The following is a 12,244-nucleotide window of genomic DNA, read 5'->3' on the forward strand; positions in this document are numbered from 1 at the left end:
CGTTTCGATGGGTGTATGCGGCACGAAGTCCTCGGAAGGGCGGCCCTCCGCGGGGGTGTCGCCGCCGCGCTCGCCGCCGCGGGACTCGTGATCGCCCCCTCGGCTGCGGCGGCGTCCCCGGCGGTGACCCCGGTCGAGGAGCGCTGCTCGCCGGGCTGGATGTGCGGATGGACCTCGCCCGGCTACACCGGGGTGGTGAGCCCCGTGGCGGAGGACATGCCCTGGTATCCGGAGACGACCTCCTATGTCGGGCTCAACGGCGGGCTCTCGGTGTGGAACGGCTCCGGTTCGTGGCGGACCGGCGACGCGGTGTGGGGCCGCTGCGTCACCGTCTACAACAGGGCGCACTTCAAGGGCAGTGCTCTGACCCTCCGGCCCGACCAGGGCATCGACCGGCTTCCGGCGGCGTTCGGGCACGTGAAGTCCAACCGGTTCCACACCTGCCGTATCCGGTGACCACCGAAGAATTGAACGCGCACAAAAGAACTCCCCCGGCCGACCCACTGCTTTCAGTCCCTGTCCGCTGCAACCGGCTTCAAGGTGCTGACCGCATGTCAACCTGCGGGGTGCGGGGCACGGGCCCAGCGGACGGGGTAGCCGTCGGGGCCGTCGGTGAGCCAGGAGCCGTCGCCCAGGGGGTCCAGTTCGTAAGGGCTGGTCGCCTCGACGGCGATCTCCCCGCTGACCGAGCCCGTGCGCACGTCGACCAGGTGGCAGCGGAACCACTCTTCCTCGTCCTGGGTCTCACCGCCCAGGGTGACGACGGCCGTGTCCGGGGTCAGGTAGCCGCCGCTCCATTCCACGAAGGTCTGCTCGGGGTCGTATCCGAAGGCCTCGACGGGCACGGTGAAGAGCACGTCCCCGCTGGGGTGGTGGTGGAAGGAAACGTCCGCCTGCCCGTGGTCGACCGTCATGAACTGCTGCCCGCCCGGTGCCAGCTCGATCAGGCAGCGGTCCCACCACGGGTACGTGACGAACTCCGGCGCGCCGTCGGCGCCGTCCGTACCCCGGAGGATGACGGAGCCGTCCTGCCCCTCACCGACGTCGAGGTAGACACTGCCGTCCACGGGGTGCACGTGCTGGCCGGCGCCGTGCCCGACCGTCTCCAGCTCCCGGCGGGCAAGGACCACCCCGCTGTCGGCGTCGTACACGACCCACTGGTCTCCGCCCCCACGCCCCGCCATCGCGTCCGGCCGGTAGACCCACACGGTCCGGCCGTCCAGGGAGAGCGCACATCCGGGCAGGTGGCCACGGTGCACGTCGGAGTGCGGCTCGAAGGCCGACGTCCACACCAGGTCGCCGGCGCGCGTGAGGCAGACGATCCCGTTCAGCGTCGTGTACACGACTCGCTCCAGATCGGGCCGCACCGCACAGTCCACGACCTCGTCGCCGGGCTGCGGCTGGAACACCGCGGCGGGTTCCAGCGTCCCAAGGGCCCCGGAGTCGATCAGGTAGGCGTATATCGACCCGTCACGGTATCGCGTGATGACCTTCGGAGGCACTGCAGGAATCATCCACAGAGGCTAACGCCCGGCCCGGAACCACGGAGAGAGAGGGCTCGCCGAGCAAGAAGCAGCGCGGAGCAGCGGGTGGTGGCCCGTCACTTCCGCCGGCCGGAGCAGGTTCCGGGCTTCGACGGATCGCCCGCCCGCATGTGGTGCACGGGCCGACGGAGGAGTCAGCGGAGGGATTCCTTCGGTGGCCGCTCGCGCAGGGCACCGTAGGCGAGGAAGTAGGCGGGCAGCCGGTTCAGCCAGCGCGAGTCGGTGACGAGCTCGGTCATCCGTTTCGTCCGCCGGGGGTGGCCGAAGGCGGAGCGGCCGGCCAGCAGCGGCTCGATGACCTGGGTGTGGGCGAGCCGCTGGAGGCCCTGGGTCGCCACCGTGGTGGGCAGCCGGCGGTTCTGGACGCGGCGGACGTCCCACAGCCCCAGGGTGCCCTCGCGCAGCGGGCGCACGAGGTGGCGGGCCGCGGCCACCGCGTCCTGGACGGCGAGGTTGATGCCGATGCCGAAGACCGGTGACATCGCGTGGGCGGCGTCACCGATGCACAGCAGCCCGGGTCGGTGCCAGCGGCGCAGCCGGTCCAGTCGTACGTCGAGCAGCTTCACCTCGTCCCAGGAGGCGAGGGCGTGGGCCCGGTCGGCCAGCCACGGCGCGGCCGCGGTGAACTGTTCCATGAAGCGGTCCAGCCCCGCGGCGCGGCGCTCGGCATCGGTTCCCTTGGGGATGAGCGCCGCGCACTGCCAGTAGTCGCCGCGGTCGATCAGGGCGGTGAAGAACCGCTCCCCCAGGCCCCCCACCAGCCCGCTGGGGTCGTCCTCGTGGCGCGGCAGCCGGAACCACCAGGCGTCCATCGGGCAAGGGAAGCGTTGCAGCCCGAGTTCGGGCATCTCCCTGGCCAGGGAGCCGCGGCCGTCGCAGGCGACGGTCAGGGTGGCCCGCAGTTCGCCGGTACCGCCGTCCGCGGTGCGGTAGCGCACCCCGTTGACGCGTCCCCGTTCGATCAGGATGGAGGTCGCCTCGGTGTCCATGCGCAGCTGGAAGGACGGCTCGCGGGCCGCCTCGTCCGCGAGGAGGTCGAGCAGGTCCCACTGGGGCACCATCGCGATGTAGTTGTAGGTGCCGCGCAGCGCTCCGATGTTCCCGACCGTCACCAGGGACCGGTTCGGCCCGATCGGCAGCTGCACCGAAGTCACCCGGCGCTGCGGCAGCCGGGCGAACCGTTCGGCGAGGCCGATGTCGTCCAGCAGCGACAGCGTGGAGGGGTGCACGGTGTCACCGCGGAAGTCGCGCAGGAAGTCACCGTGCTTCTCCAGCACCGTCACCTGGACCCCGGCCCGTGCCAGCAGCAGCGCGAGAACCATTCCGGCGGGCCCGCCTCCGACGACGCAGCAGGTCGTACGCTCCACGGAAACCAGTCCTTTCGCGCCTTTCGGGGCCATGGGTGATCAGGGCACGTATACCGCGCCCACGGCGGCGGGAACCGGCGGTCCCGGCTCACCGCGCGATCGGACCATCGTCACCCGGTCGCGGGGGCGTCCGCGGGGGCGTCCTCGAGGACCTGCTCGCGGAGGATGTCCGCGTGGCCGCAGTGCTGCGCCAACTCGCGCAGCACGTGGAGGTAGACCCAGCGGAGGGGCAGCGGACCGCGCCGGTTGCCCTGGAGGAGGTCGTCCGGCGTCAGTCCGGCCGTGGCCTCGCGCGAGGCCGCGCAGGCGTCCCGGTAGGACTTCCGGACGGAGTCGATCGTGTCCCCTTCGTCCAGGTCGAAGGACTCGTCGGGGGTTTCCGGTATGCCGATCTCGGCGCGGGACCGGCAGGTGACCGCCTCGTCGAACCAGACCTTCTCGACGAACGCGGCGTGCTTGACCAGGCCCAGCAGGGTGGTCTTGGAGGTGACCAGCGAGCGCCGGGCCTGCTCTTCGGTCAGCCCGTCGAGGCTGTCGTGCAGGGCGGAGCGGTGCTCCTCCAGGAACGCCTCGAACTGGTCGCGGAGCGGTGCGTGGAAGGTGGCGGGTGCCATCGAGGTGCGAGTGATCATGGCACCACGATAGGCCGCGGCAGCCTTCGCCGACCCGTGTTTTCCGCTTCCCGGGCACGGTTGCGGGGACGGTTCAGGCGGGGTGGCCGGGCTGCAGGTTCCGTACGTCGTCGTAGGAGAGCAGCCGTTCTCCGCCGGACGCCGTCGGGGTGGCGGGGACGGAGCCTTCGTCGGTGATGTCCAGCAGGAATCCGACGTGGTCGCCCGCCGACCGGTGTTCCCGTACGCGGCCGAGGAACCACGCGGCGGCGTCGTCCAGGACGGGCGTCCGCTCCGGCCCGCACGGACGCCACGCGACCCGCGCGAACTTGTCCGTCGTGTCCCCGGTCTCGTGGCCGAACAGCTCCGCCAGGCCGAGCTGTCCGCGGTCCAGGACGTGCACGGCGAGGTAGGACGCGCTCAGGGCGACGCGGTACGTGTGGTTGACCACCGACAGCCAGACCATGAACCGGGGCGGGCGGATCGAGCACTGGGACGCGAACCCGACGAGGCAGCCGGAGCGCTCCTGGCCCCTCGCGCCGGCCACCGTGACCACGTACACGGGTGGGTCGAGGAGGTCACCGAACCGTCCGAAGTCCGCTTCCGCCATGCTCTCCCCCTGCCCGCCCTGCCCGGCGGCATGCCGCCGAGGGGCTCGCACCCGCCGCTCAGTGCGCGCGGCGGTCCGCGGCGTCGAAGCGTGCGAGGGTACGGGCTCCGGGCCGCAATGCCTCCCGCAGCGCCGCGGCGAGGCGGTCGTCGAGGCCGCCCAGAGCCTCGGCGGCCTCCTCCACCGCGTCCCGGACGATCTCCGCGGCGACCTCTTCGGCGGGTGTGCGCGGGCCGAGTTTGCTGACGGCGGCCGCGGCACGGGCGGGGGTGAGGAGGCCGGTGACCTGGCCGAGGAGCCAGCCGGGTACGCCGGCCGCGCCCGTCGGGGGCACCCGGTAGGGGCGGGAGCCGTCGAAGCGTTCGTCCTCCGCGAAGGCGGGGTGCTTGGACTTGGCCAGCGGCCGCGCGCCGGCGGCGATACCGGCCGGGGACCACCACGTGCCCGCCGGCTTGACGACGAGGCCCTCGGCGAGGTTGCCGGGGAGTTCGGGCAGTCCCAGCAGGGCGGGTACCCGGGTCGGGAACACGGGGCTGTGGTCCTGGACCCGGTCGAGCGTCCCCTGGGCGATCAGCGGGGCGCAGTGCAGGCCGGCCGCCGCCGCGGCCTCGCGCAGGACCCGGTCACCGACCCAGAGCAGGCCGCCGCCGCTCGTGCCGTCACCGCCGCTGCTCGTACCGTCACCGCCGCTGCCGGCGCCGTCATCGCCGCTCCTCGTGCCGCCGTCGCTCGTGCCGTTGCCGCCGATCGCGGCGTCGAAGGGCAGCCAGAGGAGTCCCGGTGCGTACCAGACGCCGGTCTGCACCGGCTCCGTGCCCGGCGAGGACGGCACGTCCGGGTGCGGGTAGCGGCCGCCCGCCAGTTCGCCGTAGACCGTGACCGGGGCGGAGGCGTCCACGCCGTGCCGGTGGCGCAGCGCGGCGGCGCAGCGGTCCGCGGCGACGGCCAGGGCGGGCCAGATCCGGGCCACGCCGAAGAAGTCGTCCAGGCCGTCCTCGCCGAGCAGTTCACGGCGTTTGGCCGGGCGTACTCCGGTGTGGTCGCAGACGACGGCGAAGTTCGCGCCGTGGACCTTCTCCAGTGCGACCCAGTCCCGGACCCGCGTCTCGGCCAATCGGCGCCGGGACGGGATCTTCGGGTAGGGCGACCAGGGGTGGTCAGTCACGGGTACCTCCGTGCTGGTGCTGTTCGGGCAGGCGGCTGTCCGGGTGCACCCACGGCAGGACGTTGGCGGGCGGTGCGTCGCCGAAGAAGTCGAGGACGTCCCGGTCGGAGTGGCGCAGGCTGAAGTGGGTGAGGACGAACAGCGTGTCGGGATGGGCCTCGACGAAGGGCCGCAGCCGGCTCCAGACGGTGTGGCCCACGCGGTCGGCGCGGTCCGTCTCGGCGTCGTCCAGGTAGGTGCACTCGGTGATCAGCACCGGGTACTCGAAGAGCCACGGGTTCTCCTCGAAGACACTGACGTTGGTGTCGCCGAGGAACGCGAACAGCGGTCGGCGGACCTCGTGTTCCACCTGGACGCCTTCCGCACGGCGCCGGGCCACGATACGGCCGAACTCGGCGCCGCGCCCCTGTCCGGTGAGGGTGCGGCGCAGTTCCTCGTACTCGGGGAGCAGTGCCTTGCGACGTTCCGAGAACGCGTAGCCCACGCACGGCACCTTGTGGGCGCATTCCACCACCCGCACGTGGTGGCCGCGGCGGCCGAAGGTGAACTCGTCTCCCCCGCGTACGCCGTGCAGTCGGCCGTTCGCCGCCAGGGCCGGATCGTAGGCGGTGCCGTGGTTGAGTTCGGCCGAGGCCTTCAGGAAGGCCTCCGCGTACGGCACGGCGGCGGCCGGCAGGTGGATGTCGACTCCGCCGGGCCGGGCGGCGAGGTAGTCGAGGTCCTTGGAGTGGTCGTGGTGGGTGTGGGTGAGGAAGACGGTCTCCGGCTGCCGGCCTTCCGCCAGTCCCGCGTCCAGGGCGCAGCGCAGCTCCGGGACGTGGAAGAAGGTCTTGTCGTTGGCCCGTGAGTAGCCGGTGAGGGTGAGCTCGGTGCCGGGGATGCGCCAGGTCTTCCACTGGCGGAAGGGGTGTCCCTGTTCCAGCCGTTCGGGGTGGGCGGGGAGGGTGGTCCGTGAGGGGGCCTGGGTCATCGGTGCCTCCGTCGGACCGTGATGATCGGGTGGGCCCCGATCGTAGTGGGCGGTCATCACGGACGGCCTGCGGATTTCGCGCCGCCTGTGGATTTCGGCGCCGCCCGCGGGGGTGGCCGCGGGGTTGCCCGCGGCGCTGTCCACAGCCCGTTGACGGCGCGCATGCGGTCGGCCACTCTGCGTACAGGTGCCGGGGGCACCGCAGGGGGCGAGTGGCTGTGGGCGAACCCGGCCACCAAGTGGTCGCCCGTCCCGACCTACGAGGAGGACTCCCGCACCGACTGGGCCCCGGACAAGGACGGCGACTCCGAGATGTCGGCCGGCTGAGGCACCGCTCCGGGGAGTTGGGCCGCCAGCAGTGCCAGGCCGTGGCGAAGCCGACGGAAGTAGGTGGCCCGGCTCAGGTGCAGGCTGCGTGCGATCTGGTGGTGCGTACGGGACCGGCCGAGGTAGTACGCCGCGAGGATGGCGCCCGCCTCGCTGTCCGCGGCGGTGGGTGAGCCGGCCAGGGCGTCCACCCGGTCCTTCAGCCATCCGCCCAGCGACCGGGGGGTGGCCAGTCCCGGCAGGGTGAGCAGTGGGCTGTCCGCCAGCCGGGCCGGCTCCCGGACGTGGGTCAGCGCCCATCCGACCAGGGCCGGCAGATCCTGACCTGCCGTGGGTGCCGCGCCGGGGCCGAGCCTGCTCATCCAGCCCGACAGGCTGACGGTGGTGAAGTCCTGGCTGTACACCTCCGGGCGGCGCCCGCAGCGGTAGACGTCGTCCCGGATGCCGCCGTGCGGGCGGAAGCTCAGCGCATGCAGCAGCTGCTGGTAGTCCGGGCTCGCCGTCGAGACGACGAGGTGCCCGGCGAGGGTGGCCTGGACGAGGATGTGGCGCAGCATCTGGGCGTGCGCGCCCGCGTCCGCGCCGTAGGCCGCCCCCAGGAACAGACCGGTCGCGGCTTGTGCCCGGCTCGCGCCGCCGGTCCTGTGCGGTCGGCCGCGGGGCGGCGTGAGGAGGCCGGTGGCGTGCTGCTGGAGCAGTGGTTCGATCCCGTCCGCCGTGTCCGGGCCGACCGGCACGAGTGCGGCCAGTGCCACCGCTCGGCCGTCCCGGTCCCGGGCGACATGGAAGGCGGTGGGTGCCGCCGCCAGCCAGCCTTCGGTGATCCGCTCGGAGCGCCGGGGGTCGAAGCCGCTGCGGGCCGCCCACCGGTGCATCAGTCGGGCGATGTCGTCGGCTTCTCCGGGTCCGGCGGGCCGGATCAGCGCGGAGTCCTCGACCGGGGGGAACAGTGAGTGGCGCAGGACGGGTTCGCCCGAGAGGAACAGGCCCTGTTCCACCAGTTGTGCCTGCTCGCGCGGATCCCGGCGCTGGGTGAGCAGCGACCGGCGGTAGCCGGCCGCGCGCTTGCGGACGCTGTCGTGGGCCTGGGGGCGCCGCCAGGCGTAGGCGAGTTCGAACAGGGTTCGGTACGGTTCGCGCACCGCGAGGCCGAGCGGCTCCCGGCGCACCAGGCTCAGCCCGGCCAGCGTGGAGAACAGTTCCGGGCCGCCGGTGAGCAGGCTCTCGTCGCCCGCTCTCACGGTTGCCAGCAGGCGCAGTGCGTGCCGGTGGCGGCCCCCGGTCCGGGTGTCCTCGCGGTCGAGCCTGCCGAGTACCTCCTCGGTCATGGCGTCGGCGACGGCGCCGGGTGCGTCGGCCGGGGTGCCCGCCAGCAGCTCGCGGCAGGCCAGTTCGGCCAGGAGGGGAAGTCCGCCCGCCAGGCGGACCCCCAGTGCCACGGCCTCGGGGTCGGCCAGGCCGGCCGCCCGCAGGTGCTCCTCGACGGCCTCGGCCGGCCACGGATCGAGGGGCACGGTGGCCGGGGCGTGCTCCGCCCAGCCGGGCACGGACCGCAGCGGCCGCCGGCTGACCAGGAGCACGGGCCGGGCACGGGTGTCCAGGGCGGCCGCGACGGATTCGGCCCGGGCCGGCCCGTCCACGCTGTCGATCAACAGCAGCCCGCCGGGCGCCGCGAGCGCCCGTAGCCGTGCCGCGGCCTCGGCCGCGGTCAGACCGCACAGGTCGACATGGTCCGCGAGCGGCAGCTGCCGGGCCAGTGCGCTCTTGCCGCTGCCCACACCGCCGGTCAGGTTCACCACGGGGCTCGACTCGAGCGCGGCCGACAGGTCGGAGAGGCCATGGGGGATCTTCACGGACTCGGGACGATACCCACCCGCCGTCTCCACAGGTCAGAAAGCAACCAGCCGAAGTGTGGCCGGAGTTGATACCTGCGTGAGACTCCGCGCCCGCGGACCGGGGCTAGTGTCGAGCCGACCGCGGGGCCCCGGCGGCACACCTTCCTGCACGACCACCACGAACCCGAAAGGAGCCTGCCGTGAAGCTGGTTCGATGGCTGTCGACCACGGCCATGGCCCTCCTCACCGCAACGGCCCTGCTCTCCGCACCCGCGACGGCATCCGCCGCGGAGAACGCCTCGTCCGCGGCCACCCTGGCGCCCACCGCCCCGAAGTACTTCCTCGGCACCGGATACGGCCCCTACAACATCGCCGTCGACGCCGCCTGGGCCAGCGCCTACGGAGCGGCCGCGAACGAGGGGTACGAGAGCAACCGCTGCTCCCGGTCCGCCGGTCCGGCCGCGAACCCGATCGGCAACAACGGCTACTACCAGGTGCTCGTGGAGATCTACTGCACCGCGCCGCCGCCTCCGGGATCCGGCCAGATCGTCGGCGTCCACTCCGGCAAGTGCGTCGACGTCAAGGGCGCGAGCCTCAAGGACGGCGCCCCGATCCAGCTCTACCAGTGCAACGGCACCGACGCACAGGCGTGGAGGCTGGAGGGGGACGGCACCCTCCGCGCGCTCGGCCGGTGCATGGACGTCCAGTACGCCAAGACGGAGAACGGCTCGCTGCTCGGGCTCAACACCTGCCACCAGGGCCTGAACCAGAAGTGGGAGGTGCTGCCGGGCGGCCTGCTGCGCAGCGTCCACTCGGGCAAGTGCCTCGACGCCCTGGGCTGGGCCACCGGCAACGGAGCACGCCTGGGCATCTGGGACTGCACGCCGAGCCACACCAACCAGCAGTGGCGCGGCGCACCCCTGGGAACCTGACCGACCCCTGACGCCGGCCGTCCCGACCGCCTCCGTACGGCGCCCCCGCGCCGTACGGAGGCTGCGTCGCGTGGACACACGGGTGGCGGAGGAGGGTCCCCCGCCTGGAGGATGGGGCCCGCCGGCGGAGAGGGACGCCGCTTCTGCCGGTCGGGGCGGGGCTGATCCAGGGGGGACGCAGCATGTCGCAACGGCTGTCGTGGGCCGCGATCGTGGGGCTGGGAGTGTCCCTGGTGGTGATCGGCAACATCTGGCTGATCGAAGGATTGCGCTTCCGCCTCGCCGCGGTGATGGTGCTGTCCCTCCTCACCGCCGTCTGCGGGGTGGTACCGGCCCACGCGCTCACCCTCTGGTGGCGAAGCCGCTACGGCCCGCGCACACCCGGGTGGATCGTGTGCACACTGGCTGCCGGCGTGTGCTCGGTGGGGCTGTCGCTCCTCTGCAGCGTGCTGCTGTCCGGTCTGCCGCACGCCTGGGACGCGGCATGGTCCGGAGAGGCGGTGCGGCAGCGCACCCTGGCCATCGCCTTCGCCGTCGTCCCCGCGGCCGGCCTGACCCATCTGGTGCTGTGGCCGTGGCTGCGGGAGGAGGCAGGGGACGGCCGACGGCGTGGTTGACGGTTCATCAACACCGCGCTTTTGAAGCGGGTGTTCAGGGTTTGGATGACCACTGGCTTGATCGTTTCGGTCCGCCTGCCGGCACTGCCGTCCGGGTTTCGGGCCGCCCGCCCGCCTGGTGTACGGTCACCCTCACTGAAGCTACTACCCAGTAGTTGCGGTGAGCGGGATGGCAAGGGCCTGACATCCGTACCTGGTACCGACGTTCGCGGTCCTGACGCCACCACGCCTGCGCCACCGCGCGCACGGCACCCCTCCCCCGCTCCCATGCCTTGCCTTCCTGACTGACCATCAAAGCCGAAGGTGCACCTCCTGCATGTCCCCAAGCACCCGCGGAGCGCTTCCCGCACTCCTCATAGCCACCGCGCTCACGCTCACCGCCTGCGGTACGTCGACGCCGGACGCCAAGTCAGCGGCCGACGCCGCGACTTCGGCGGCAGACCCGACCGGGCCCGGCGCGACGCCGCCGGCCGGCTCCGCCGCCACCGACAGCACCACCAAGGCCGGCGGCGGCCCCGCCTCCGCCAAGCCGAAGCCCCCGCGCACGTCCACGGCCGGCAGCCTGCCGGTCTCCGTGGTCCCCGCCGGGAAGCCGGCGAAGCTGGCCCTCGTCTCCCCCGCCTCCGCCCGGACCGGCAAACCCGCACCCGTGGCCGGCGCCCCCGACCTCACGCTGGCCTCCTACGACCAGCGGACCGGCGCGGCCGTGCTCGCCCCCTCCGGAGGAACCCCGCAGGGCGGCAAGGGCGGGACCGCGGCCGCACCCGCGGTCAAGGTCGGCCAGCTGATCGACAGTCCGCCGACCCCGGCCGCGCCCCGCGGTGCGCTGGTCGCGATCACCGAGGTGAAGCGGACCGAGGGCGGGAAGACCTCCGTCGCCACCCGCCCGGCCACCGTGGCCGAACTGCTCGGTGACGCCTCGGCCAGCCTGCGGACCGCCCTGGACCCAAGCAGCATCAAGGTCGAGCCACAGGTGAAGGACCTCAAGATCTCCTTCGGCAAGCGTGCCGACGGCGGCAACGGGTCCGTCTCGACCGGACTGAAACTGGACGCGGACACCAAGGTCCCGCTGCCCCACGGGGGTTCGGTGGATCTGTCCGGCTCGGTCGAGATCGACCCGTCCATCGACTTCTCCTACGACGGCCACGCGCTCAGCCCGCGTCAGGCCAGCGTCGGCTTCGACGTGGACGCCCGCGCCAACTGGCGTGTCGCCGCCGGAATCTCCGGGTCGGCGGAGCCGGTCCGGATCCCGCTGGCCAAGCTCCACGCCACCCCCACGGTGATGGCCGGTCCGGTGCCGATCGTGATCGGGCTGGACCTGGCGCTGCACGCGACGGTCTCCGCCGACGGCAAGGTCACGGTCGAGGCCGAACAGCAGCTCGCGGCCGACTGGGGCATCCGCTCCGACTACGCCAAGGGCAAGGGCTGGACGACGAAGACCGAGCCCGGCACCACGGACATCTCCCCCGTGCGCGCCAAGTTCAGCGGCTCGGCTTCGGTCCGTACCGGCCTGGATCTCGAGGGTTCGGTCGCCCTGTACGACGCGGTGGGCGTGAAGGCTTCGATCAAGCCCTACCTGCGGGCCGCGGTCGACGGGTCGGTGACCATCGAATCGGGCGGCGCCGCACCGGTGGTGAACGGCAAGGCCGGCCTGTACGGCGGTCTCGACATCAACGGGGCGCTGATGGCCCGTATCGCCGTCTTCGGCACCCCGCTGTTCGAGAAGGAGATCCCCTTCGCGGCCTTCCAGCGCGAATGGCCGATCGTGACCCGCTCCACGGGCAGCAGCAAGACCGGTTCCGCAGCCGGCCCCGCGAAGGGCTGACGCAGGACCGACGGGGAACGGCCGGAGCGCTGACGCCACGTCGGCGTCACGTTCCAGGGGGCTTGCGGACGGCGTGCTGTCCACAAGCCCCCTCGGCGCGTCGGCCGGCGCCGCTCGTCAGCCGGCCGCGCGTGCCGTCAGTGCCCGCCGCTCCGTCTCGGTCAGACCGCCCCACACGCCGTACGGCTCGCCCACGCGCAGCGCGTGCCGCAGGCATTCCACCTGCACCGGGCAGAGAGCACAGACTTCCTTGGCCGCCCGGTCCCGTACGGAGCGCGCCTCGGCGCGCTCCCCCGCGGGATGGAAGAACCGCTCTGTGCCCAAGTTCCTGCACGCGGCCTCCTCCTGCCACAGCCAGTGGTGGTCCGACCGCCCGGGCAGACGTGTCACGTTCGGCATGTGCCGCATCCTTTCTTCCGGGTTCTTTCCGGGTCTCGGGTT

The 12,244-nt window shown here is 72.7% G+C and carries 12 protein-coding genes; 4 read left to right on the forward strand and 8 right to left on the reverse strand.

Going from position 1 to position 12,244, the window contains the following annotated elements:
* Nucleotides 1–15 precede the first annotated feature (15 nt).
* Nucleotides 16–456, forward strand: a complete 441-nt coding sequence (locus AC067U_RS33235) for a peptidase inhibitor family I36 protein (protein WP_478833548.1) — start codon at nt 16–18, stop codon at nt 454–456.
* Nucleotides 457–554: 98 nt separating this feature from the next.
* On the opposite strand, the gene AC067U_RS33240 is transcribed toward AC067U_RS33235, so the two are convergent.
* The 7 genes from AC067U_RS33240 to AC067U_RS33270 all read right to left on the reverse strand — a co-directional run bounded on the left by AC067U_RS33240 (nt 555) and on the right by AC067U_RS33270 (nt 8,447).
* A complete protein-coding gene (locus tag AC067U_RS33240) occupies nt 555–1,514 on the reverse strand; it encodes a hypothetical protein (RefSeq protein ID WP_478833549.1) in 960 nt (319 codons plus the stop codon).
* A 164-nt stretch (nt 1,515–1,678) separates the two neighbouring features.
* Nucleotides 1,679–2,911, reverse strand: coding sequence for an FAD-dependent oxidoreductase (locus AC067U_RS33245; RefSeq protein ID WP_478833550.1), 1,233 nt, complete (start codon nt 2,909–2,911; stop codon nt 1,679–1,681).
* 110 nt (nt 2,912–3,021) lie between these two features.
* Nucleotides 3,022–3,543: a DinB family protein gene (locus tag AC067U_RS33250; RefSeq protein WP_478833551.1), complete on the reverse strand. Its 522-nt coding sequence runs from the start codon at nt 3,541–3,543 to the stop codon at nt 3,022–3,024.
* A 73-nt stretch (nt 3,544–3,616) separates the two neighbouring features.
* Nucleotides 3,617–4,132, reverse strand: coding sequence for a flavin reductase family protein (locus AC067U_RS33255; RefSeq protein ID WP_478833552.1), 516 nt, complete (start codon nt 4,130–4,132; stop codon nt 3,617–3,619).
* 58 nt (nt 4,133–4,190) lie between these two features.
* Nucleotides 4,191–5,297, reverse strand: coding sequence for an RNA ligase family protein (locus tag AC067U_RS33260; protein ID WP_478833553.1), 1,107 nt, complete (start codon nt 5,295–5,297; stop codon nt 4,191–4,193).
* The gene (locus AC067U_RS33265; RefSeq protein ID WP_478833554.1) at nt 5,290–6,267 is read right to left on the reverse strand and encodes an MBL fold metallo-hydrolase; all 978 of its coding nucleotides are present in this window, start codon (nt 6,265–6,267) and stop codon (nt 5,290–5,292) included. Before AC067U_RS33265 ends, AC067U_RS33260 begins: the two co-directional genes overlap by 8 nt.
* Before the next feature lie 257 nt (nt 6,268–6,524).
* Nucleotides 6,525–8,447, reverse strand: coding sequence for a hypothetical protein (locus AC067U_RS33270; RefSeq protein ID WP_478833555.1), 1,923 nt, complete (start codon nt 8,445–8,447; stop codon nt 6,525–6,527).
* A gap of 182 nt (nt 8,448–8,629) precedes the next feature.
* Between AC067U_RS33270 and AC067U_RS33275 the strand changes: the two genes are divergently transcribed.
* The 3 genes from AC067U_RS33275 (at nt 8,630) to AC067U_RS33285 (ending at nt 11,803) form a co-directional block, all read left to right on the forward strand.
* The gene (locus AC067U_RS33275; protein WP_478833556.1) at nt 8,630–9,361 is read left to right on the forward strand and encodes a ricin-type beta-trefoil lectin domain protein; all 732 of its coding nucleotides are present in this window, start codon (nt 8,630–8,632) and stop codon (nt 9,359–9,361) included.
* Nucleotides 9,362–9,543: 182 nt separating this feature from the next.
* Nucleotides 9,544–9,978 (forward strand): hypothetical protein, encoded by a 435-nt coding sequence (locus AC067U_RS33280; protein WP_478833557.1) that lies wholly within the window; start codon nt 9,544–9,546, stop codon nt 9,976–9,978.
* Between the two features lie 316 nt (nt 9,979–10,294).
* Nucleotides 10,295–11,803: a hypothetical protein gene (locus AC067U_RS33285; RefSeq protein ID WP_478833558.1), complete on the forward strand. Its 1,509-nt coding sequence runs from the start codon at nt 10,295–10,297 to the stop codon at nt 11,801–11,803.
* Nucleotides 11,804–11,920: 117 nt separating this feature from the next.
* On the opposite strand, the gene AC067U_RS33290 is transcribed toward AC067U_RS33285, so the two are convergent.
* Nucleotides 11,921–12,202: a WhiB family transcriptional regulator gene (locus AC067U_RS33290; protein WP_478833559.1), complete on the reverse strand. Its 282-nt coding sequence runs from the start codon at nt 12,200–12,202 to the stop codon at nt 11,921–11,923.
* Nucleotides 12,203–12,244 lie beyond the last annotated feature (42 nt).

The sequence above is a fragment of the Streptomyces sp. NPDC043853 genome (assembly GCF_056436025.1).

Bases quoted from the DNA above. Each gene is read 5' to 3' on its own strand.
- AC067U_RS33285 (WP_478833558.1), top strand. From the start codon at position 10,295: ATGTCCCCAAGCACCCGCGGAGCGCTTCCCGCACTCCTCATAGCCACC.
- AC067U_RS33250 (WP_478833551.1), bottom strand. From the start codon at position 3,543: ATGATCACTCGCACCTCGATGGCACCCGCCACCTTCCACGCACCGCTC.
- AC067U_RS33265 (WP_478833554.1), bottom strand. From the start codon at position 6,267: ATGACCCAGGCCCCCTCACGGACCACCCTCCCCGCCCACCCCGAACGG.
- AC067U_RS33255 (WP_478833552.1), bottom strand. From the start codon at position 4,132: ATGGCGGAAGCGGACTTCGGACGGTTCGGTGACCTCCTCGACCCACCC.
- AC067U_RS33280 (WP_478833557.1), top strand. From the start codon at position 9,544: ATGTCGCAACGGCTGTCGTGGGCCGCGATCGTGGGGCTGGGAGTGTCC.
- AC067U_RS33235 (WP_478833548.1), top strand. From the start codon at position 16: ATGCGGCACGAAGTCCTCGGAAGGGCGGCCCTCCGCGGGGGTGTCGCC.
- AC067U_RS33240 (WP_478833549.1), bottom strand. From the start codon at position 1,514: ATGATTCCTGCAGTGCCTCCGAAGGTCATCACGCGATACCGTGACGGG.
- AC067U_RS33290 (WP_478833559.1), bottom strand. From the start codon at position 12,202: ATGCCGAACGTGACACGTCTGCCCGGGCGGTCGGACCACCACTGGCTG.